Raw genomic sequence first — 21,194 nt, 5'->3', positions numbered from 1 at the left:
AACCTCAAAAATGACATACTCAGCCGCTTGGCCGAGTTGTTTAAATTTCTTGCTTTATTAACCAAACTCTATTACATTTTTACTTAAAAATAGTGACAAGGGGAAATGGAAATGAAGCTCAACTACTTCAAATCGCGCCTGTTCCTAAAGTACATTTCGTCCTACTTGTTAATCCTAATGATTCCTCTCATTCTGCTGACGGTCATCATTTATAACAGCGCCGTTAACAATCTTCGCAGTCAAATCGAACAGTCCCATTTGAATCAGCTGAATCAGACCAAATCCGTCGTAAATAACCTGGTCAATCAGCTCAATGACATTGCCTCACGGGTATCCTATGATGAACAATTGACCCGCTATCAGGTGCATGATCCCTATTATGGCCGTTATGCCATCAATACGCTCAAAAATTACAAATCCACCAGTTCGCTGATTAACGAAATGTTCCTGTATTTCCACAACGATAACAGTATTTTCTCCACCGCGGGCATGTCCCGTCTTGAGGTGTTTACCGAGAAATTCAGCTTTCGCAACTGGCAGGGCAGTCAGGTCATTGAGGATCTGAACGAGGTCAAGTTTCCTTCCGTACGTCCGGTTAACCTTGTGGGCAAAAATGCCTCATTAAACCAGTCCATGCTGGCTTTCCTGATGCCGATTACACCGAACAGCCCGAACCCGCACGGTACTTTAATGTTCCTGATTAAGGAATCGGAATTAACGGCGCTGATTCATTCTATCCTCGGCAACTACCAGGGCTCCTCTTTTATCTTTGATAACACCGGTCAGGTTCTGGCCGCCAATTACAATCTGGAAAGCGAGCTCCCCAAGCAGGATTTGCAGGAGCTGACGAAGCTGACCCCTGGCATTCACAGTCTGCATGTCAACGGCGAGGCTAATTCTGTCGTATCTGTCAAATCGGAGCAGAACGACTGGCAGTTCGTCACCATGATGCCCAGCTCTCAATTCTTCAGCAATGTGCTGCATATCAGGAGTTTGATCCTCATGATCTTTACCGCTGTCCTTGCGGCCGGCTCTATCGCAGCCCTGCTGCTGGCGCGCAGGCAATACAATCCTATCTTTGATCTGCTTCAATTCGCCAATTCCAAAGCCGGAGCCGCCGCCGAGGAGGACATGACAGGCAGCAATGGGCAAAGAAATGAATTGGAGCGCATCCGCACCGCCCTGCACGAATACAGCTCAAAGGCGGATCTTCAGGAGCCTTATGCCCGAAATCACTTTCTGCTGATGCTGCTGAAATACGGCAATCTGGAAAGCCTTCCAGCCGAGCTGGCGAAGTCCATCAACCTTCATTTCGAAGGCAGCCGTCACTTTGTTATTGTGGTAGGACGCGGGGAATACGGCGAAGCTCAAACCTCTCCGCCGAACTGGCAGCATATCATGACGGCACTCTCCAAAGCTGATTTCAAGGAGCATGCTGCCTTTGTTCATAGTGTGGAGCTGCCAAAGCCCGATCAGATTGCCCTGATTGTCAGCTTTGACCCTTGGGAGGGGTACAAGGAGCCGAAGCAGGTGCGGGGCATCGTGGACACCTTGCAGAATCAGCTGAATGCCGCCTTCAAGATCCATTCGGTGATGGGCATAGGACGTTGTTATGCCAGTCCGGCTCAGCTTAACCAGTCCTTCATTGAAGCTTGTTCGGCCTTTGATTCGCGGGTTTCCGCCGGCAGCGGCAGCGTTACCTTCTTTGAGGAACTCGCCGAGTCGCCAAGCGAAGCAGGCTGGATTTCCAAAAATCTGCTGCTCAAGCTGTCCCAAAGCTTAAAACAAGGAAGCTTTACCGTGGCCGCCCAGACCGTGGACGAAGCGATACAGGAGCTGCAGAAGGCCGGATTCTGCCTGAAGCTGGCAAGGTGCGTCTACTTTGATATCGCAAATACGGTCATCAAAACCGGGCTTGAGCTCGGGGTAGAAGGCCTTGTCAGCGATATTCCAGGACAGGACGCTTTCCAGTCCGCCGAGGAATTAAACCGCCGCCTGCGGGTTTTATGTGCCCGAATCTGCACCTGGGTAGAGCAAAACGAGAAAAAAGAAGAGCACTCCCTTATGGATCAAATCGTCAGCTATATCGACAGTAATTATATGGATCACTCCTTGAGCCTTGAGTTTATATCCAGCAAATACTCCATTTCAGTCTCCCATTTCAGCCGTTCTTTCAAAGAAGCGGTGGGCATCAACTTTGTGCAATATATTTGGCAGAAGAGAATCGCCGCGGCCATTCACAAGCTGACGACAACGAATGAACCGCTGAAGGATATTATCCAAACCGTCGGCTATCAGGACACGCCTAACTTTATTCGCAAATTCAAGAAAGAAACAGGGCATACGCCCGGGCAGTACCGGAAGCTTTATTCGGAAAAAGCCTCGTCCTGAACGCCTGAAGCCTGTTCAGCTTCAAATGAGAATACCCCTTACCGGCAGTCATGTTCCTGTACCGTGTAAGGGGTATTTTTTAGTTTGCTTGATAACAAACATGTTGGACTCAGTCAGCCCGTCTTCTATAGGTCTTTCTTCTGAAACCGCCACAAGCCGAGCAGCAGTGCGGCCAAAGTGTAGCAGAGCGCATACCACAGAAAAGCCCTTGGAGGAGCCATTCCAATACCGAAGATGGAGAAAAGTCCTCCGGCATATGTGTTTGGATCAAAAAACTCCTGCAAAGAAGAAAAATTGTACAACCGGTCCATCACGAACCGCTGTAGGCCGTCAGCCGGCATCACCAGCGACAGCAGCCCTGAAATGGTCGCTAAAGAATCGCCGATAGTAGCGCCAAATGAACCGAGCTGGGACGAAACCTTGTCGATCATCCCGCCAAGCCAGCCGCCTCCATACAGCATCGTCATCAAAACGCCGTTGCCTACGGCGGAAAGGTATCCGGAGCCGAGCATGGATACGGATACCAGCAAAGGGACAACCGCAGCAAACAGTAAATAGGAGATGATCAATGAGCTCCATTCCCTTGGCACCGCGGCATGTATTCCCGCTATAATCAGAATAGCGGAATAAAGCAGCAAAGCAAAAAGCAGGCCAAACGAGACGTATCCCAGCCAGCGTCCTGCATACCAGCGCCATCTGGCAAGGGGACGGGGCATCAAGGCCTGCATGACACCCAGCTCCGCTTCTCCAGAGATAACTGAAGATGAACTGAAGATGGACAAAAACGCGAGCACAAATGAGCCAAAGAAGAAACCTAAACTAACGATAAATAAGCCCCGGCTGAATCTGCCGAGCAGCTGCGAGTTATCGGCATCATTTAGTCCGCTGAGCCCTACCTCTCCTCCAATAGAGGAAGCGATAAACCAGAAAGCGACCAGGAAAGCCGCGGTCATAATCAAGGTCAACAGCAGGACCCGTTTACGCAGCAGCTCCTTCCAGGTCATACGAAGAATAATGCTCATGCCTTTTCCCCCCTGTGGCTCTTGCCGGCAAGTTCGGCGACAAACCATTCCTCAAGCCGCGTTTTGGCGCGTGCGCTTTCGTACAGCGTCATGCCCTGCTCCATCACCAGAGCATGAAGCCATCCGGCCTGCTCTTCATTCCGGAGCTCCGCTTCAAGCACGGCTGAACCATCCACTTTCAATCCGGCCACCTGAATGGTGAAGCCTGTTTCTTCCCGAAGCCAGTCCAGCATAGGCGGCGTAAAGCCGCCGACCCTGATTTGCCAAACCGGCCGCTGATGAAGCACATCTTCAACCCTGCCCTGCTGCAGAACTTCGCCGTTATTCAGCAGCGCGACACGATCACATATGGCCTCTACGTCTTCCATAAGGTGCGAATTCAGGAAAATCGTCTTCCCCTCCGCTTTCCACTCATGCAGCAGCTGCCGGACCTCGCTTCGTCCGATCGGGTCCATGGCCGACGAGGGTTCGTCCAGAAACAGAATCTTCGGATCGCTGACGAGTGCGCAGGCCAGACCCAGACGCTGCTGCATGCCTTTGGAATAACCCTTGACCCGATCCTTTGAACGCAGACCGATGCCGACCCGCTCCAGCAGCTCCGGAACCCTACGGTTCGTTTCACTGCGGGATAATCCGCACAGCTTGGCGTGAAGACGCACGACCTCTTCGCCGGTCAGCCACTCCTGATACCGGTACAGCTCAGGCAAATAACCAAGATGGCGCCGGGCAGCCAGACTGCCGACAGGCTCGCCAAACAGGGAAGCCCGACCTTCCGTTGGGAAGATCAGGCCGACCAGCATTTTGACGAGCGTGCTTTTACCTGCGCCGTTGGGGCCGAGGAAGCCAAAGGCTTCCCCTTCCTGCACCGTGATGGATACATCGCGGCACCCCCGGCCGTTATGAAATTGTTTCGTTAAACCTTCAGTCTGAATAGCAATCACGCTTCAACCAACTCCTGCAATTTGGTGCGGAACTGCTTCTCGGCTCCGGTCTGCTCATTATTAATATAGATGCTGTAAGTAAATAATGAGTCGTCCTTCACCCAAATCGCTTCGAGCTGTTTGGAATCCTGGTAATGATGGGTGTTTAGCAGCACTTTAGTCTGACCTATGGCGATCTGCTGCGTTTGGGTTCCGTCCTGGGTAAATACCGGCAGCGGTATTTCGCCCGTAGTCAGGAACTGGCTCTGCTGCAGGCTCTCTTTAAGCTGCTGCGGCAGGAGCGGGAACTGGATAACGGCCTCAAGCGCCTCATGCACATCGGCTGTATCGTCAATTGACACGGAAGGAACCCGTGTTTGCGATAAATTTCCGACGATGTCCTTGTTGCCCAGCGCCACATTGTAATAAACGATCGGCGATGATTCCAGCGTAATCGTTTTGCCATCTATGCTGGTCGGGAACAGCTTGCTTGCTCCCAGCTGCTTCATGACTTTATTGATTTCATTGACCTTCATGGTTAAGCTCAGCTTGCTGCCGGGGCTCACGTAAATATGCTGCTGCTTCCCGGTCACCGATTCAGGTAGCATCGGAACGCCGGCCTCCTTGGTTGCCTCTTGAGCTGTCAATTCTCCATACCCCTTGCCGGTCTCCACCGTAAAGGTACCAAACCGGTTAATCTCTTTGTCCGAAATCCCCGACTGGAAGACCGAGTTGAACAGCTGCTCCATATCCTTCTCGTTCACTTCGGTTACCTGCTCCATCCTGAATTGTCCCAGAATGGAAGCCAGCGCCTTGTTACCGGCCGGAGTTACGGTCACTACAGCTGCCACAGCCGCGGCTGCAGCCAAAGCCGTCCATTTGCGCGCTCTGCCGCTACCGCGTTTCCGCGGTTTGGCTGCAGGCGAATTGTGCACTGCCTGTGCTGCTTGTGCTGCCCCACGGTCTACATGAACTTCGTTCTCCAGCTTCATTCCCGAAGCAGCAGCTCCACTTTCGATCAAGGCCGAACCCTGAGCCGTGTTAAGCTCCTCCTGCAGCCGATAAGTCTCGACTCTTTCCTTGGAAGCAGCCGGGATCCCGCCCTTTCGGTCAGCCTGTTCCCAGTAATCATTGGCCGGTTCCTGCTCCAGCGTCTTCATCAGCCGATACCAAGCCTTATCTGTCTCTTCTATCATTTGCACCTTGTTCATCTCTGATTGTTCTTTGGCCATCTTTGTTCATCTCCTTTACCTGTTGTTTCATCGAAGCCCTTGCTCCAAGGAAGACTCCTGCTCCATATGGGCCGATTCGCCAGCACGTTTGCGCAGCCGCTCCGTTGCCCGGGCCAGCAGCGTGCCTACCACAGGCGGTCTGATGGAAAGCTCATGGGCAATCTCGGCATACGTATAACCCGAATACCGCAGCAGGAGTGCCTTACGGTCACGCTCTGGCAGCTGCTGCAGCCAGCCCCGGACCTCCTCCTGATCGAGCTGACGAATCAGCTCTTCTTCACCGGACGGGCTTGCTGCCCCCTCGGCTCCCAGCAGCAGCTCCTGCCGCTCTGTCAGCTTACGCTGCCTGGCAGCGCTGCCCATATAGTCATAAGCCAGCCGGGTGGCAACCCGGTGCAGCCATGCACCCGCCGAATCCAATTGATCCGGCGGCTGGCGGTACATTTTCAAGAACGTTTCCTGTGCCAAATCCTCCGCTATCGCTTTATCCCCCAGCAGGCCGGTCAGCTTGCGCAGCACCGCGGGGTAATGCTGGTAGAATAGTTGTTTGAATGTCGCCGATTCCGGAATCGTCAATGGTTCCAGCCTCCTTTCTTGCCGCAGCTGTATAAAAGACGGACGCCGCAGAAGAAATGTATCAGATTCTTTGAAGAAATATTTTTCCCAATTTGAGAAAGCATCCCCCGGAAGCACGGCAGCCTTGTACAAAAAAACAAGGAACGAAACGCTAAATCGCGTTCCGCTCCCGCTTCATACGTGGATCAGGCCCGAACCTTGAGCTGATGATCCGCAAATTCCCGATATAAGTCATGTACCTCATACAGCTGGGCATGGGTTCCCCGCCCGGTGATCCGTCCCTTCTCGATAAATAAAATCTGATCCGCATCCACTACCGTGGACAAGCGGTGGGCAATGACCAGCGTCGTCCGCCCCTTCATCAGATTCGACAGCGCCTCCTGGACGATCGCTTCCGATTTGCTGTCGAGACTGGAAGTCGCTTCATCCAGCATGAGCAGGTCAGGATTACGCAAAATCGCCCGGGCAATCGCGATCCGCTGCCGCTGGCCGCCGGACAGCTTGACGCCGCGTTCGCCGACCTGCGTCTCCATACCATCCGGGAAATCGCGGATGAAGATATCGGCGTAGGCCATACGCAGCGCTTCATTCAGCTCGTCTTCAGTCACCTGTCGCTCCAGGCCGTACAGGACATTGTCCCGGATCGAGCCGGCGATCAGCGGACTCTCCTGGGATACGTAACCGATCCGTCCGCGCCAGGAGCGCAGCGAATACCTGGATACCTCGGTTCCGCCGAGCTTCATGACGCCGCTTGTAGGCTGATAGAATCGTTCAACCAAAGAGAACAAGGTCGTTTTGCCCCCGCCGCTCGGTCCGACGATAGCCGTTACCTTCCCTGGCTCCACCCTGAAGGAAATCCGCTCCAGCGTCGCTTCATCGCTCCCCGGATAAGAGAAGCTCAGCTCCTCCAGCACAATCGGCTCATTCAGGCGGGTCAGCTCTTCGCCCGTATGAATGTCTTCTTCCTCGGCTTCCAACGTTTCTATAATTCGCTGTGTGGCCCCTTTGGCTTTCTGCAGCTGTGTAAAGAACTGTGTCACCTGGGTAACCGGAAATATAATCTGGAATAAATAAAGGATGAAAGCAACAAGCGAACCTGCCGTCATTTGTCCTTGGGTCACACGCATGCCGCCGTAACCGATGATGACAACCAGTATCAGCATGATCACAAACATCGTCAGCGGCGAAATAATCGCCTGCATTTTCCCTTCGGCAATGCCGAGCTTTAGCAGCTTGGTGATCCCTTTCTGCCCATTCTCGTATTCAACCCGCTCACCATTCGACGATTTAACCAGCCGAATTTCGGATAAAGCTTGGTTCAGCGTAGTCGTGAAGGAAGCCGTTTCGTCCTGCGTATCTTTGGAAATGAGATACAGCCGGCGGCCGACCGGCGCGATGACAGCGACACATAAAGGCACCGCCACGAAGGTGATCAGCGTCATTTTCCAATCCATAAACAGCAGAATCACAATCGCGCCTATCGCCGAAATTACACCGTTCACAAAGCCGGAAATATGCTCCGAAATTAACCCTCTGACAACAGCCGTATCATTGGTCATACGCGAAATCGTATCACCGGTCCGGTGTTCATTGTAATATGGCAGCGACAGCGACAGCAGCTTCGACCACAAACGGTCCCGGAGCCGCGACACCACCGTTTGTCCAACATGATTCAGCAAATAAATTGAAACCGCGCCGGATACCGCCTGGGCGACAAATGCCAACACCATCAGGATCACCGACAGCGGCGTAATGCTCTGCAATGAAAATCCGTCCACCAAATCACGGGTAAGCAGCGGCACGACAAGCCCGCCAATCGTGGAAATCAAAGACAACCCCAAGGCAATCCCCAGTTTCGCTTTGGATGGACGGGTATCACCGATCAAACGAAAAAAGCTTTTCCAGCTGTACATCTTGTAAATAATCTCCCCTTTATCCGGCCGCAAAGTAATCTTTCTTGTAGTCGGGCAGCCTCTGTGAGAACTAACTATATCCCCTTTATGTTAACTTAATATGAACAGGCATAGCAAAAAGGCACCCCTCCCTTTCCGGGAAAGATGCCCATGTTCTATAGAACCCTTATGGGATGGCGATGGCTGAGCCGCTGTTTTATTCAGCTGAAAAAAACAGCCCCGGCCGGCTTGCCTCCGCTGCCCCCGTTCCAGCTTTGCTGGTTCGCAGCTTCGTGTTCCATCTCCTGCTCCTTGATGCGGAGCCGTTTACGGGCTCTCCAGCGTACAAACGAAAATACTCCGCGCGTGTATTCATCAGCGATCATACAGCTGTAAATGGCCGTGATGCCCCAAGCGGCGGACACGCCTAACAGGTAAGAGCCGCAAACGGCTACAATCCACATGACAATCAGCGATACCGTCATCGTGTATCGGGCATCGCCGACGGCATTCAGCGAGTTGCCGAGGGCCATGTTGAGCATTTTCCCCGGCTGGAGCAGCATATTGAGCCATAACAGTGATTCCGCGATGTTCAGGATGACCGGATCATCCGTGAACAGACCCAGCAGGCTGCGGCCGCAGAAGACGAGAATCAGAGCATTCAGCGTTACCAGCGGAAGCCCGATGGCCAGCGCTTTATAAGAAGCCTTGTAGGCTTCTTTGGTTCGTCCCCCGCCGAAGAGGTGGGCGACCTGAATTTGCAGCGCAAGCGCAACCGAGAAACCAAGCAGGAAGCAGAACGATTCCAGCGTATTCATATACGTCCGGGCGGCCAGCTCTTTTGCACCAAGCATGGCCAGGAACGAAAAGATCACCAGCTGGGAGAAAAACCAGCTGGCCGAGTTGACGCCCAGCGGCCAGCCGATGTCCATAATCTCTTTAAAGAGCTTGCGATCAAACAAGCGAAGATCTTTAAAGTTAATTTTCCGGCTGAAAGCATTCAGGAAAATAATAAACAACACGATACAGGCCAGCGTACGGCTTGTTACCGTAGACACGCCCACCCCGGCGAGCCCGGCTTGCGGAAAACCAAATCTGCCAAAGATAAAACAATAGTTGAGTGCGATATGAATCAGATTCATGCCCACCGCGATCAGCATCGGCGCTTTTGTGTTGCCCGTGCTGCGAATTTCGGTGCTCAATACCGCGATCAGCGCCGTCAGGATCATCCCCCCGCCAACGATGGATATATAGGTTTCTCCCAAGGACATTAATTCGTCCGGCAGCTGCAGGATTCGGGCGATCGGCCCAGGGAAGGCAATCAGGACCACACTTAGAACCAGTCCGATCAAAGCCGTTACCTTTAATCCGATTATGCCGACTGTCCGGGCTTCCTCCTCTTTAGCGGAGCCGATCTTCTGCGCGATCAGAATCCCTGCCCCGCTCGCCACCGTCACGAACAAGGTTGTCAGCGCGTTGAACAGCTGGTTGGAGAACCCAACCACTGCCACGGCGTCATCCGACAGATGGCTGACCATCAGCGTATCGACTGCCCCCAGCAGGAACTGGAGAAACTGCTCGATGAAGATGGGCCAGGCGAGCATCCATAATGAGAATTTATGGGGCGATTCTTTTTTCAACATTACAACCTCCCGAAGGGAAAGAAAGAGCAGCGCTCTTTGCTCCTTCACATTTTTGTCTGAAACAAATTATAGATGGTATACTGAATCGGAACTATCATTTTTACAACCTAAAGTTTCAAAATTCCAACCATATCTCCCTTCAGAAAAGGATAGATTATTTATGTTTATGCTGGAGTTCACGATCCCTCCGCTTCCGCATTTTATTGCCTGTGATTATGAACGCCTGCCTGTGGGCTCCCGGCATGTGAGCAGACGGAATACAGGTGTATTTGACCTGCTGTTCGTGCGGAGCGGCTGCATTTATATCAGCGAGGAAGGCCGGGATTACGAGGTCTCCTCCGGTGACTGCCTGATTCTGGCACCCGACCGCTATCATTATTCAACGGCCGAATGCCGGGAGGACACCTTTTATTTCTGGCTGCATTTCCAGACGACCGGTCTATGGACTCTTCAGGAGCAGCTTCCTGAACATCGCCCGGAGCATAACGTGTCCGACTTGCCAGTGTTTCTGCCGACCATGACGATAACCCCCTTCACCCAGCTTATACCGCAGTACGTAAGCCTGCCTCAGCCGGGCAAATTCGGCGAAGTGCTGGAGGAGCTGACCCTGCTCGGCAAATCGCTCCACCTGCCCGGCAGCCGTTTCAAACAGCAGCTGCTGTTCCAAGAGGTGCTGCGCCAGCTGGCTGATTTCGCCGCCAGCGAAGCTCCGTCTGCGCAAATGATTTGCGCCGAAAGGGCCGCTGCTTATTTGCGCGAGCATTACCGGGAGGAAGTAACCGCCAAGGCGCTTGGCGAAAGCATCAACTTCCATCCGGTTTATATCGCCCGCTGTATGCAGAAGGCATTCGGCTGCTCCCCTGCTGCTTATCTGGTGCGTTACCGCGTGGAACGCTCCAAGCTGCTGCTGATGCAGACCGACTTGTCCATCGCGCGGATCGCCGAGGAGGTTGGCTTTAACCAGTCGGCGTATTTCACCTCCTGTTTCGTGAAATACGAAGGCGTGTCCCCGCGGAAATACCGGAAGCGCTTCGCCTATTAAAGGGGATCATTTCCAGACCCGTTCCTCTCTGGCGCTGAGCAGCGCAGGGCGGGTGGCCCGTCCTTTTTTTCTGAAAAAAACGCGAAAAATGTCATAAATAATTGCAATATCAGGAAACTTTAGACCGTGCCGCTGCGTACTAAGTAGTAGATAAGGGCAAGCCCTGCTTGCCCTTTACTTATGTTTGCCGCCTGAGAAAGGAGTGCGATCCGAATGAAGAAAACAAAACTGCTGGCCGTCCGCTCCCTTTACGTTCTGACCCTGCTCTTATCCGGTTTGTTTTTCTTAAACGCTAACCTCCCTTCCGCCCATGCGAATTATTTTAATGACGTTTATAACGGTATAAAAAGTTTCTCCGAAGTGCCAGTCGAACTTAACCGCCTTCAGGACAATTACGATCAAGCTGCCCAGCAGCTTCAAGATACCCAAAGCAGCCTGGAAACCTACCGGCAGCAAAGCGAGGCGCTGGCTGCGCAGAACGAACAGCTTTCCGCTCAGAACCGTCAGCTTGCCGAAACGGTACAGACGCTGCAGGCAATCAACGCTTCCCGCGAGGCAACCTCCCACAAGCTGCGCATTATGCTCTATTCCGCAATCGGATTGTTTATCGGCTACTTCGTATTTAAACGTGTGGTCCGGGTTCTGCTTCGCAAATAAATTACATCCAAGGAGGACAAACCGTGGAAATCCACTTTGAAACGGAGTCGCTCCAAGCTTTAGGCGAAGCCGCCACCTTCCGGCTGTCGGAAGGCGAAACCGCTCATGTTCTGCACCCCGGTCAGATCATCGCTTATCGCGGGGCTTCAGCCGGCCGGGCAGACCGGCTGATGGACGTGAAAGGCATGTACCGGAAGCACAAGCTCATCCGCGCCGACCTGACGGGGCCCTGCGAGTTCATCGCCGTCCTGCCTCCCGGATACAGCCTGAAGCCTGTCGAGCTTCAAACGGGGAGCGACCTGCTGTACGACTATAGACACCTCTTCTATTACACGGATGGCGTGACGATACAAAGCCGAATCCTGAGCGTCAAGAACATGCTCATCACCCGTGATGCCATTAAAATGAAGTTCTCCGGTCTTGGCCAGATCGGCCTGCTGACGGAGGGCCATGTCGTCGAAGCCGCCCTGCATCCTTCGGAACCGCTTTATGTGCAAGCCAGCAGCGTTATCGCTTACCCGGAGAATGCGCGAATGGAGCTTGCTGTTTACGGCAACCATTTGGCCAGCCAGCATATGAGCTATCATTGGAAAATAACCGGCCTCGGCTCCGTGCTGCTTCAAGCCGGACGCGAAAGCCGCAAGCTGGAGGACAGCCTGCAAAATGAAAGCTTGTTCAAGCGGATTCTGCGCGAGGTGATCCCTTTCGGCGGCGTCTTTATTAAATAGAAGCTGCTGGTCAAATGCCGGTAAATAATCGCAAGAAAGCCCAACCGTTTCGGCTGGGCTTCTTCGGGTCGGCAGGTTGAAGTTCAGACCTTAACCTGCATCATGTTATTAAATTTTGGATATGAAGACCCCATCCAGCTTGTCTTAACCCTTAATGAGCTTCGAACGAAGTTTGTTGGAGAGAAGCTCGATAATCAGGATCAGGATAACCAGTCCGATCAAAATCGATCCGACCTGGTTCCATTTATAACCGTTCATGGCGAAGATCAGCGGAGCACCAATCCCGCCGGCGCCAACCAGGCCCAAAATGGAAGCTTCGCGCATGTTCATGTCAAACCGGTAAATGGTTACGGACATAAAGATGGACATCAGCTGCGGGATAATCCCGTAACGGACTTTCTCGAAAGTAGTACAGCCAATCGAGGTCATGGATTCCAATACACGGGTATCCAGCTCTTCAATCGCATCCACGTACAGCTTGGCCAGCATCCCGATCGAGGTAATCCCAATCGTGAGAACACCGGCAAACGGACCTGGACCGGAAACGCGAATAAACATCAAACCGTATACGAGAGCGGGAATCGTGCGGATAATAATCAGCAATAACCGGGTAAGCCAGGAAATAGGTTTAGGCACAATATTGGAAGCAGCCAGGAAAGCAAGCGGGATAGATACAATCGCACCTACAATAGTTCCCAGAAAAGCGATTGCTACCGTCTGCAGCAGCAGATAGGGCACGCTCTGCTTGGTTCCGTTAAACAGCAAATGCCAATCCGGATGCACAATCCCCCTCATAATATTTCCTGCAATTTTGAGGCCGCTTTGGTTCACGTCCTTGAAGGTTACGGCCATGGCGGACCAGCCGATCAACAAAATAAGGATGACCGCAATCGTAAGGTAATACCAGGTTCTTTTTGGCGAAGCAAGAAGCTGCTTCTCTACAGTCGTCATAACACAACTTCTCCCTCAAATTAACTTTTTTCTAAAATACTCGCTGACAGTTTCAATAATATACACCGTTACGACAAGCGCCACGATAATCATGCCAACGCTTGGATAATCGCGCCAGCCAAGATTCTCATTGATCAGAAGGCCTACGCCGCCGGCGCCGACGTAACCAAGAATCGCCGCGTAACGAACGTTACCTTCAAAACAAAACAGCGAGGTAGACAGATAACCCGGAAGGACCTGAGGAATGATCGCTGAACGGAAAGCTTCAATTCGGGACATGCCGATCGACTCCATGGCTTCAAAGGGGCCCATATCCACGTTTTCAATCTGTTCATATAGTAATTTCCCTACATAGGAAAGCGTGAACAGCAGGATCGCTACAACCCCCGCTGTTGGCCCAAGACCAAACACAAAGGTAGCGATAAGAGCCGTTACCAGTGTAGGAAGCGTTCTTAGCAAACTCAAGATAACTTTAAATACAGCAACGACAACCCTGTTGCGGATGATGTTGGCCGAAGCCGCTACCGCAAAAGGCAGAGCCAGTACAGCTCCTATCACCGAGCCCAGCAATGACATTTGCAGCGTGGCAAACAACGCGCCGAGCAAGTCGTCAAAGTAATTCCATTTCGGAGGAATCATGCTGCCGATAATCGTAAAAAAATTACCAATCCGAGTGAACAGAATCTTTAAGCTGAAATCGGTCAGCTGCACCGAAAAATAAGTAGCAACAATCAAGATGAGCAAGATCAGCGGGATACGCGTTCTCTTCTCTAAAACAACCTTACCGTCGGGAAGAACAATTTTCTTAGGCGGGAAGATTTTATCATACATGGGCAGGACTCTCCTCCAGCGAAGCTGTGGCCTCCTCGACCTGACCTCCATAGATGGTGTCCAGAATCTCTTTAGTCACCTGGGCCGATTCCCCGTCAAATACAACTGCCCCTTTATGAATGCCGATAATGCGGTCTGCATATTCAAGAGCAACCTCCACATGGTGGATATTCATAATAACGGAGATGTTCATCTCTTGATTGATGCGTTTAAAATCATCCATTACCATCTTGGCCGTTACCGGGTCAAGAGAAGCAATCGGCTCGTCCGCCAAAATAATATCCGGATTCTGAGCCAGCGTACGCGCCAGAGCAACCCGCTGCTGCTGACCGCCGGACAGCTGGTCTACGCGGATATAGGCCTTGTCCAAAATCCCCACTTTATCCAGCGCTTCCAAAGCTTTAATTTTGTGCTCGCGGTTATAGATCCCTGTGAGCTTGCGCCAGAACGGCAGGTCAGGAACAAAGGAGACAAGCACATTCTTCAGAACGGTTGTCCGGGTTACCAGGTTAAAGGATTGAAAGATCATGCCGATTCTTCTGCGGAAACGACGAATTTGTCTTCCTCTCAGCTTGCCAACATCAACGTTGTCTACATTCAATTGCCCGCCTGTAATATCATGCATCCGGTTGATGCAGCGGATCAGCGTCGACTTTCCCGCACCGGAAAGGCCGATAACCGCAACGAACTCGCCCTGCTCTATGGTCAAATTGATATTTTGCAGAGCAACCGTTCCGTTTGCGTACTTTTTCTCCACATTAATGAACTCTATCATGGAATTACCCCGATCTCTTTAGACTTGACTTAACTCTCTTGAACTAGGAAAAGATGAGAGCATCATGTAGGCATGATGCTCTCACCTTTTTTAATAAAATCCTGATCAATTTCCAGGCGACAACGAATTACTTCTTCAAAGACTTGATAATTTCTTGAGCTTTTCTCTCCGCATCGTAATCGGAGGATTGAGCCGCTTTGTAGCCTTCATGGCTATAGATTGCGATGACTTTTTTGCCTTCCTCGGTTTGACCGATGGCGATAAAGGCATCCTGCAGAGCTTTCTTGAAGTCGTCTGTCATCAGCGGATCGTTTTTGCTAACGCTGATGGTATCGTTATAAATACCGTCTGTAACGCCAATTACGTTTGTTTCGTCCCAAATCGATTTGCCGCGGCCGAAGTCTGTTGTCCATTGCTTCTCGAAATCTCTTCTTGCATCAGCATAAGCGACAACTACGTCAGCTTGTCCAGCAGCAAGACGGGCAAAGGAACTGCCGTAAGAATCGGATGTTACGACATGAGCCAGATCGGTGATGCCTTTTTGATAATTATTTTGCAGCCACAATGTTGGGTAGATATAACCTGCGGAAGACGAAGTCGACATTACAGCCCAGTTAGCGCTGTTCAGGTCATCCCAAGTCAATTTCTCGCCTGCGTTTACTTTAGCAGCCAGCTCTTGACCCTTTGGAGAAGGACCAGCGAAGAACAATGCGCGATAGTAAGTTGCTTGATCTTCAGTTGGCTGGGTTGGTTTGTTGTCGTTCCAGTCTTTCGGATTATCGGAATCGTTCGACAAGCCCGCGCGTGTAGCAGTCAGGATTACATCAGCGCCATCATCATACAGGACATAAGTTCCGCCTGGGATGAAACCGACATCCGTTGTTCCGGCCGTCAACGCTTCCCCTACAGCTTCGTAAGTTGTACCTACATCAATAGTCACTTTATCAACGTTATAACCTTCAGTAGCCAATTGCTGTTTCAGCATATCTTTTAATGGATCGGTAGCCGTAATGATCTCTCCTGGATCCTTGGATGGAACAAAGCTAATTTTAAGCTCCTTGATTTCCTTCGACGCATCAGCTGCCGGTGCAGTAGAGGCGTTGCCTGAAGTGTTGCCAGCGGATGAGTTGTTTGCTGCCGAGTTGTTGTTGGAGCCGCAGCCTGCCAGAAGCACCAAAGTCAATGCGAACATGGCAAAAAGAGAAAGCTTGTTTTTCACTCGTAAGATCCCCCTAAAGTTATATTATCTAAGACACAAAACTATCATACTTATCCTATATTAACGGGTTGTCATCGAGATGTAAATTAATATGTTAAGATTTTTTACATTATTATTTGTTATCTTTTCAATGAGTCTGAAAAGTTTTCTTTATTCGTTTTTAAACATCCCGCTGCCCTTTATCTTCCCCGGATAAAGACAAAAAATCCCCGCAGCCCAATGGTCTGCGGGGAACTGTTTTTACCGGCCGCGCTCTAAGCGTTTATTTCTTCCCGCCGTCAATATCCTTTGGATTCAGTCCTTGCCAAACATTCGGCACCTTCACGTTCTCCGGATGATCAAAGACAAGGAAGGCCGTAGGCAAATAACGTTCGCCGTACTGCGAGGAAGGTTTGTTCAGAATGCTTCCGTCCTTGACCAGCACGGTCGAGGAGCCTCCGTCCAGATTTGCCGCGATAACCGCGCCATGCTTCAGCATAATGTTCTGGACATCATACAAATCAGCTCCGATGCTGTAGCCCGGCTGGCGGCCGTCGATGACCACGAACAGAATCGCGCCGTCAGCACGCTGTCCCATCGCGGTACGCGGGGCAATGCCCCAGCCGTCCTTATGGTTCTTGATCTGTCCCTTGCCGTTGACGATAATCCTCGGCTGGAAGGTGACAGCCTCCTGTACATTCATTTCACTGAGCTCTTTCAGCGAATAATGGCCTGCAATCATCTTGCCTTGTTTATCTATCCCTACTATCTGGGTAGAAGCGCTGCTGCCAAGCCCATTGTAATAAAGTTTGCCTTGCGAGATGACAACACCAATCGGCTTAAAACCGTTCCCTTTCCAGTTCGGGTCGTCGAAACCGCCAGCGTTAACCCCCGCAATCGCGCCAAGCCGGTTGACCATACTCGATACCTTCTCGCCTTTGCCCGCCTTAGCGGGAACGCCGAGGCGAATTTTGGTCGGGTCATTGACGGTCATAATATACCCATGGTAGCTGGCGCCTGAAATCTCCTCGATCTGCACCAGCGGTTTATGTTCCGCCTTCACCGGGGTAGGGATGCTGATCGTATGGGTATCCTTCTCCGTGCCCATCTGTTCAAACTGCTGCGTATATTCCGCTACACGTTTCTTGAGCTCATCTTCCCCGATCACATATTTCGCCCACTGCCGATGTTGGGTTGTAATCAGCGTGTCCGCCGCCAGATAGCGGAAGTTCTCGCCGGATTTGGTGAAGAACAGCCAGCATACGCCGATAATGCCCAAGATCAGAAATAAAATGACTGTCCGGTATACAAAACGGAAAAATCCGAATTTCTTTTTTCTTTTCTTCCTGTTTCTGCCCGCCCGCGACTCTTGGCGTTTGGGCAGCGCCGTTTGCGCCATGTGGTCTTTCCCTCTTTTCTGTGAAAATGCCTGAATAGGATCCGGAATACTTCGTTAAGCTCCCGAATACTCCCATAATAGACGAAATGACGACAATGAAAGTTTCATTTTCTTCATCAACGACGGCTGCCGGCTGACCCTGAATAAAAAAGTGTTATCAAGCCGATATGTTATTCTCATTGTTCAACTGCTCCAGATTCCGCGATAATCGGTAATAAGCTTCTCACGGAACCTCCGTGCGGAGGACAGAAACACCCATTTACAGCAGCTGAGGAGGAGAACGCCATATGGAGAATTTGCTGATCAGGAACGCCGAAATCATTACTATGAATGCTTCAGAGGATATTCTGTATGGAGATATCTGGATTGAAAATGGACGGATAGCCGCGGTTGGCGGACAGCTTGCTCCCGAAGGCCCTTACCGGACGCTGGAAGCCTCCGGCAGAACGGTGATTCCAGGTTTCGTGCAAACACATATCCATTTATGCCAGACCTTGTTCCGCGGCAAAGGCGACGATCTGGAGCTGATGGACTGGCTGCGGAATCGCATCTGGCCGCTGGAAGCGGCCCACGACGAAGAGTCCGTGTATTACTCCGCCCTGCTGGGTATCGGCGAGCTGATCGCCAGCGGAACAACAACGATCGTCGATATGGAGACCGTCCACCATACCGGCTCCGCCCTGCGCGCCATTGCCGAAAGCGGCATCCGCGCCTTGTCCGGGAAAGTCATGATGGACCGGAAGGACAGCGACATTCCGCTGCCGCTTCAGGAGGATACCTCCGCTTCCCTGCAGGAAAGCGTCTATCTGCTTGAGCAATGGGACGGCTATGATGACGGAAGAATCCGCTATGCCTTCTGCCCCCGTTTCGTCGTTTCCTGTACGGAACCGTTATTGAAAGAAGTCCGCGATTTGTCGGCCAGGTACAAGGTGATGGTGCATACCCACGCCTCCGAGAACCGCGGGGAAATCGATATTGTGCAGGCCACTACTGGCATGCGCAACATCGTTTATCTCGATCATATCGGACTGGCCAACGAACGGCTGATTCTGGCCCACTGCATCTGGCTGGATGAAGAAGAGAAACGCATCCTGCATGACCGCAGCGTCCGCGTGAGCCACTGCCCAGGCTCCAACCTGAAGCTCGCCTCCGGCATCGCTGAAACGCCGGATCTGCTTGCCCAGGGAATCTCCGTCAGCCTTGGCGCGGACGGCGCTCCCTGCAACAACAATCTGGATATGTTTAATGAAATGCGGCTCGCCGCTTTAATTCAGAAACCTCATCACGGTCCTACTGTGATGGATGCCCGCACGGTCTTCCGCATGGCTACTATCGGCGGAGCCAAAGCCGTTGGCATGGAGCAGGAGATCGGCAGCATCGAAGTCGGCAAACAAGCCGATTTGGCGATCCTTAACCTGATGGACTTTCATACGTTCCCTTCCTATGATGTCGACCCGATCTCCCGGATTGTGTATTCGGCCACCCGCGCGGACGTCGAAACGACGATCATCGGCGGCAAAGTAGTCATGGAGCGTGGTCTGATGACAACCCTGGATAAAGCGACGGTGCTGAAGGAAGCCAACAACAGCATCAAACGTCTGCTGAAACGCGGCGCCTTGGCTTAACTTAACGAGTTCCGAGACACGCAGGTCAAAGATTAAAAGGTGCTGCCGCATCCGCGACAGCACCTTTTAATCGGGTTCCATCTTTCCCGTCCCGTCCTCTTGGTTCCCTTTCTCATGGAACGGCCTAATGACTGCCCGCTCCGGCAAGGCCAATCCGCTCCACTAGCGCCTTGCTTTCGGCATTCAGCCCCTTGATGCTGACTTCCTTGCCTTGCTGGCGGTATTTCTCGATGACCCTCGCAATGCCGTTAACAGCCGATTGATCCCAAATATGGGTTCTGGAAAAATCGATGGTGATCCGCTCCGGATCTTCAGTCGCATTAAATTCGTTCACGAAGTGATGCATCGTGCCAAAAAACATTGGTCCGGAAACGGAGTACACCTTGCTTCCGTCTTCAGCGGCCGATTCCGTCAGACGGACAACAGCCATTTTCCAGGCAAATACGACTGAACTGAGCACTACGCCGACCGCCACACCGATGGACAGATTATCCGTTGCTACCACCACAATGACCGTCACGACCATCACAACCGCATCCGGCAAAGGAATTTTATTTAAGGTCGTTAAAGATTTCCAGTCGAAGGTTCCGATACATACAACGATCATAACGCCTACCAGTGCAGCCATCGGAATCTGTTTGACGATATTGCCCAGCAAAACCAGCAGGATCATCAGGAATACCCCCGACACCAGGGTAGACAGCCGTGTTCTTCCCCCGGATTTTATATTGATCATGGACTGGCCGATCATGGCGCAGCCGCCCATGCCTCCGAAGAAGCCGGTGACGATGTTCGCCATGCCCTGACCGCGCATCTCGCGGTTTTTGTTGCTGCTGGTGTCCGTCAAATCATCAATCAGCATGGCCGTCATCAGCGATTCCAGCAGGCCTACAAAAGCCATGGATATCGAATAAGGCAAAATAATCATAAAGGTATCCCAAGTAAAAGGGATGTTCGGCAGATGAAAGGTCGGCAGATCACGGGTCAGATTCCCCAAGTCGCCAACCTTGTAGACGTCCAGATGAAGCGCAATCGTCAGAATCGATATGATAATAATGGCAACCAGCGCAGGAGGCACCGCTTTTGTAATCCGGGGCAGCACGTAAATAATGACCAGCGTCAGCGCCACCAAAGCATACATCACCCAGCCCTGGCCTTTGAAATGGGTCAGCTGCGCCATAAAAATTAGAATCGCCAGCGCATTGACAAACCCCGTCATAACTGGTTGGGGGACAAAAGTGATGAATCTGCCAAGCTTGAGCACGCCTAAAAGGATCTGGATGACCCCGGCCAGCACGGCTGCCGCAAACAGATATTCGACCCCATGGTCCTTCACAAGGCCTGTTACCAGAAGCGCGATCGCGCCGGTGGCTGCGGAGATCATGCCCGGCCGTCCTCCGGCAAGCGAAATGATGATCGCCATCGTAATGGAGGCATACAAACCTGCCATCGGACTGACGCCCGCTACGATGGAAAAGGCGATCGCCTCGGGAATCAGCGCCAGCGCTACGGTCATACCGGATAAAAGATCAGTCCGCGTATTGGAGAACCAGTGCTTTTTAAGTTGTGTGAAAAACAAAGAATAAATCCTCCTTCTTGTCAAAACAAATAGCAGACATCCGGAAGACCGTCTTGTCTGCATAATGTTATTTTAAAATAGGTCCGATGCAACACTTAGACTTCCATTATAAACTGAAACTAAGCTTTGATACAAAAGCGGAATTCCTTTATGTAACCGCTTAAAAGATAAATTTCCTTATTTTTAGATAAAATCTCTAGATGACCCGTTCGTATATTATAATTTCCCTGCCGTCCTCTTTCTGGTTCGAATCTATCGGCTTAAACCCCTGTCTAATCCAGAAATGATGAGCTGGTTCATTATTAACCGTTACGCCAATCCGTATGCAGGACACCGTCCTTTCCTGCATCATGGCCAGGAACAGCTTGAAGGTTTGCGTCCCGTAGCCCTTTCGCTGCCAGGGTTTCCCGATCAGGAGTAGACCCAGCCAGGTTTGATCGTCCTTGGGATGTTTCATTAGAAACTCCAGAATGCCAATCCGCTCATCGTTAAGCACAATAAAATACCTTTCGGTTCCTAATGCTTCAGATTCATAAATCTCTTCCAGCGCTTCCTCCAGGGTAAATTGCTTTTTTCCTTTGGAAACCCAATTAAAATATGGATCGGAGTTCATCAGCTCCAGCTCCGGACGTACCTGGCCTTTCTTTATTCTCTCCAATGTAACCATGTTATTGTCTATCTCCTTGATTTTACTGGAATACATTGTAACCCAGAAAACGGTTTAGTTCTATAG

Annotated in this window: 18 protein-coding genes; 5 read left to right on the top strand and 13 right to left on the bottom strand. The window is 51.5% G+C overall.

Going from position 1 to position 21,194, the window contains the following annotated elements; genetic code table 11:
* The first annotated feature begins 111 nt into the window (after positions 1–111).
* Positions 112–2,391 carry a helix-turn-helix domain-containing protein gene (locus tag AWM70_RS21780; protein WP_068699975.1) on the top strand — a complete coding sequence of 760 codons (2,280 nt, stop codon included), beginning with the start codon at positions 112–114 and terminating at the stop codon, positions 2,389–2,391.
* Positions 2,392–2,516: 125 nt separating this feature from the next.
* Here AWM70_RS21780 and AWM70_RS21775 read toward each other — a convergent pair whose 3' ends face one another.
* The 6 genes from AWM70_RS21775 to AWM70_RS21750 all read right to left on the bottom strand — a co-directional run bounded on the left by AWM70_RS21775 (position 2,517) and on the right by AWM70_RS21750 (position 9,676).
* Positions 2,517–3,413, bottom strand: coding sequence for a hypothetical protein (locus AWM70_RS21775; RefSeq protein ID WP_068699973.1), 897 nt, complete (start codon positions 3,411–3,413; stop codon positions 2,517–2,519).
* Positions 3,410–4,354, bottom strand: a complete 945-nt coding sequence (locus AWM70_RS21770) for an ABC transporter ATP-binding protein (RefSeq protein WP_068699971.1) — start codon at positions 4,352–4,354, stop codon at positions 3,410–3,412. The genes AWM70_RS21775 and AWM70_RS21770 overlap by 4 nt, the downstream gene beginning before the upstream one ends.
* Positions 4,351–5,565 (bottom strand): hypothetical protein, encoded by a 1,215-nt coding sequence (locus tag AWM70_RS21765; protein WP_068699970.1) that lies wholly within the window; start codon positions 5,563–5,565, stop codon positions 4,351–4,353. The genes AWM70_RS21770 and AWM70_RS21765 overlap by 4 nt, the downstream gene beginning before the upstream one ends.
* 27 nt (positions 5,566–5,592) lie before the next feature.
* A complete protein-coding gene (locus AWM70_RS21760; protein WP_068700973.1) occupies positions 5,593–6,141 on the bottom strand; it encodes a sigma-70 family RNA polymerase sigma factor in 549 nt (182 codons plus the stop codon).
* Positions 6,142–6,326: 185 nt separating this feature from the next.
* Positions 6,327–8,054: an ABC transporter ATP-binding protein gene (locus AWM70_RS21755; protein WP_068700972.1), complete on the bottom strand. Its 1,728-nt coding sequence runs from the start codon at positions 8,052–8,054 to the stop codon at positions 6,327–6,329.
* A gap of 200 nt (positions 8,055–8,254) precedes the next feature.
* A complete protein-coding gene (locus AWM70_RS21750) occupies positions 8,255–9,676 on the bottom strand; it encodes an MATE family efflux transporter (RefSeq protein ID WP_083180486.1) in 1,422 nt (473 codons plus the stop codon).
* Positions 9,677–9,836: 160 nt separating this feature from the next.
* On the opposite strand from AWM70_RS21750, the gene AWM70_RS21745 reads away from it, so the two are divergent.
* The 3 genes from AWM70_RS21745 to AWM70_RS21735 all read left to right on the top strand — a co-directional run bounded on the left by AWM70_RS21745 (position 9,837) and on the right by AWM70_RS21735 (position 12,103).
* On the top strand, positions 9,837–10,718 hold the full coding sequence (locus tag AWM70_RS21745; protein WP_068699968.1) for a helix-turn-helix domain-containing protein: 882 nt from the start codon (positions 9,837–9,839) through the stop codon (positions 10,716–10,718).
* 213 nt (positions 10,719–10,931) lie between these two features.
* A complete protein-coding gene (locus AWM70_RS21740) occupies positions 10,932–11,375 on the top strand; it encodes a hypothetical protein (protein WP_068699966.1) in 444 nt (147 codons plus the stop codon).
* Between the two features lie 23 nt (positions 11,376–11,398).
* A complete protein-coding gene (locus AWM70_RS21735) occupies positions 11,399–12,103 on the top strand; it encodes an AIM24 family protein (RefSeq protein ID WP_068699964.1) in 705 nt (234 codons plus the stop codon).
* A 144-nt stretch (positions 12,104–12,247) separates the two neighbouring features.
* Here AWM70_RS21735 and phnE (AWM70_RS21730) read toward each other — a convergent pair whose 3' ends face one another.
* From phnE (AWM70_RS21730) to AWM70_RS21710, 5 genes are all read right to left on the bottom strand, one after another.
* Positions 12,248–13,054, bottom strand: coding sequence for a phosphonate ABC transporter, permease protein PhnE (gene phnE / locus AWM70_RS21730; RefSeq protein ID WP_068699962.1), 807 nt, complete (start codon positions 13,052–13,054; stop codon positions 12,248–12,250).
* A gap of 15 nt (positions 13,055–13,069) precedes the next feature.
* A complete protein-coding gene (gene phnE, locus AWM70_RS21725; protein WP_068699960.1) occupies positions 13,070–13,885 on the bottom strand; it encodes a phosphonate ABC transporter, permease protein PhnE in 816 nt (271 codons plus the stop codon).
* Positions 13,878–14,660, bottom strand: coding sequence for a phosphonate ABC transporter ATP-binding protein (gene phnC, locus AWM70_RS21720; RefSeq protein ID WP_068699958.1), 783 nt, complete (start codon positions 14,658–14,660; stop codon positions 13,878–13,880). The genes phnE (AWM70_RS21725) and phnC overlap by 8 nt, the downstream gene beginning before the upstream one ends.
* Positions 14,661–14,787: 127 nt before the next feature.
* Positions 14,788–15,879, bottom strand: coding sequence for a phosphate/phosphite/phosphonate ABC transporter substrate-binding protein (locus tag AWM70_RS21715; RefSeq protein ID WP_068699956.1), 1,092 nt, complete (start codon positions 15,877–15,879; stop codon positions 14,788–14,790).
* 262 nt (positions 15,880–16,141) lie between these two features.
* On the bottom strand, positions 16,142–17,257 hold the full coding sequence (locus tag AWM70_RS21710) for a phosphodiester glycosidase family protein (RefSeq protein WP_068699954.1): 1,116 nt from the start codon (positions 17,255–17,257) through the stop codon (positions 16,142–16,144).
* A gap of 287 nt (positions 17,258–17,544) precedes the next feature.
* Between AWM70_RS21710 and AWM70_RS21705 the strand changes: the two genes are divergently transcribed.
* Positions 17,545–18,882: a 5'-deoxyadenosine deaminase gene (locus AWM70_RS21705; protein ID WP_068699952.1), complete on the top strand. Its 1,338-nt coding sequence runs from the start codon at positions 17,545–17,547 to the stop codon at positions 18,880–18,882.
* 124 nt (positions 18,883–19,006) lie between these two features.
* Here AWM70_RS21705 and AWM70_RS21700 read toward each other — a convergent pair whose 3' ends face one another.
* The gene (locus AWM70_RS21700) at positions 19,007–20,461 is read right to left on the bottom strand and encodes a SulP family inorganic anion transporter (RefSeq protein WP_418303193.1); all 1,455 of its coding nucleotides are present in this window, start codon (positions 20,459–20,461) and stop codon (positions 19,007–19,009) included.
* A 196-nt stretch (positions 20,462–20,657) separates the two neighbouring features.
* On the bottom strand, positions 20,658–21,128 hold the full coding sequence (locus AWM70_RS21695; protein WP_068699950.1) for a GNAT family N-acetyltransferase: 471 nt from the start codon (positions 21,126–21,128) through the stop codon (positions 20,658–20,660).
* Positions 21,129–21,194 lie beyond the last annotated feature (66 nt).

It is taken from the genome of Paenibacillus yonginensis (assembly GCF_001685395.1).
Classification (GTDB): Bacteria; Bacillota; Bacilli; order Paenibacillales; family Paenibacillaceae; genus Fontibacillus; species Fontibacillus yonginensis.
Note: the sequence above shows the minus strand (reverse complement) of the source record. Positions and strands in the feature narration are given on the sequence as shown.

Bases quoted from the DNA above. Each gene is read 5' to 3' on its own strand.
- AWM70_RS21780 (WP_068699975.1), top strand. From the start codon at position 112: ATGAAGCTCAACTACTTCAAATCGCGCCTGTTCCTAAAGTACATTTCG.
- AWM70_RS21775 (WP_068699973.1), bottom strand. From the start codon at position 3,413: ATGAGCATTATTCTTCGTATGACCTGGAAGGAGCTGCTGCGTAAACGG.
- AWM70_RS21765 (WP_068699970.1), bottom strand. From the start codon at position 5,565: ATGGCCAAAGAACAATCAGAGATGAACAAGGTGCAAATGATAGAAGAG.
- AWM70_RS21755 (WP_068700972.1), bottom strand. From the start codon at position 8,054: ATGTACAGCTGGAAAAGCTTTTTTCGTTTGATCGGTGATACCCGTCCA.
- AWM70_RS21750 (WP_083180486.1), bottom strand. From the start codon at position 9,676: ATGTTGAAAAAAGAATCGCCCCATAAATTCTCATTATGGATGCTCGCC.
- AWM70_RS21745 (WP_068699968.1), top strand. From the start codon at position 9,837: ATGTTTATGCTGGAGTTCACGATCCCTCCGCTTCCGCATTTTATTGCC.
- AWM70_RS21740 (WP_068699966.1), top strand. From the start codon at position 10,932: ATGAAGAAAACAAAACTGCTGGCCGTCCGCTCCCTTTACGTTCTGACC.
- phnE (WP_068699962.1), bottom strand. From the start codon at position 13,054: ATGACGACTGTAGAGAAGCAGCTTCTTGCTTCGCCAAAAAGAACCTGG.
- phnE (WP_068699960.1), bottom strand. From the start codon at position 13,885: ATGTATGATAAAATCTTCCCGCCTAAGAAAATTGTTCTTCCCGACGGT.
- phnC (WP_068699958.1), bottom strand. From the start codon at position 14,660: ATGATAGAGTTCATTAATGTGGAGAAAAAGTACGCAAACGGAACGGTT.
- AWM70_RS21710 (WP_068699954.1), bottom strand. From the start codon at position 17,257: ATGGCGCAAACGGCGCTGCCCAAACGCCAAGAGTCGCGGGCGGGCAGA.
- AWM70_RS21705 (WP_068699952.1), top strand. From the start codon at position 17,545: ATGGAGAATTTGCTGATCAGGAACGCCGAAATCATTACTATGAATGCT.
- AWM70_RS21695 (WP_068699950.1), bottom strand. From the start codon at position 21,128: ATGGTTACATTGGAGAGAATAAAGAAAGGCCAGGTACGTCCGGAGCTG.